This is a genomic window from Mesorhizobium sp. M7A.F.Ca.ET.027.03.2.1 (assembly GCF_003999175.1).
Classification (GTDB): Bacteria; Pseudomonadota; Alphaproteobacteria; order Rhizobiales; family Rhizobiaceae; genus Mesorhizobium.
Window position 1 is genome coordinate 1 of sequence record NZ_RZOM01001782.1, and the last position, 590, is coordinate 590.

The 590-nt window shown below is 59.3% G+C and carries 2 pseudogenes; both read left to right on the forward strand.

Annotation, left to right across the window (positions count from 1 at the left end):
- Window positions 1-264 (forward strand): annotated as a pseudogene (locus EN750_RS38035) (ABC transporter substrate-binding protein); the annotation flags it as partial.
- 22 nt (window positions 265-286) lie between these two features.
- Window positions 287-590, forward strand: a pseudogene (locus EN750_RS40195) (ABC transporter permease); the annotation flags it as partial.

The following is a 590-nucleotide window of genomic DNA, read 5'->3' on the forward strand; positions in this document are numbered from 1 at the left end:
ATCCCGACCGGCTCCAAGAACCTGGCAACTGCAAAAGACTTCGTCGCTTTCAGCGTCAAGCCAGACGTTAACGCTGCCTTGAGCAATCACATCGCGTACGGGCCGACCGTAAAGGCAGCCAGCGATCTGGTCGCCAAGGACGTACTGCCGAACTTGCCGTCTGCCCCGCAAAACAGCGAGGGCGCCTTGGCCCAGGACGGATCATTCTGGGCAAAAAACGGCGACGCGCTGAACGCCCGCTTCTCCAGCTGGATTTCCCAGTAATTCTGACCACGGGAGCTCCTGGATGACACTGCCGTACGGCGACGTTGGCTTGGTAATGACGCAGACCAATACCGCGCCACAGGTAGCGTCGCCGGCGGCTCATGTCGTCGTTCGCTCGACGATCAGGAGGGACAACAATCGGAGGGCAGTCAGGGCTGCTCTTCCAGCGGCGCCCCTCATGATTTTCCTACTTTTGTTTCTAGTTATTCCGATAGGGTCAATCATACACACGGCGGTGTCTGACCGGGAAATTTGGAAAGCGCTGCCGCTTACAACGCAGGCGCTTCAGGCCTGGGACGGAGATGACCTCCCGGACGCCGCCGTCT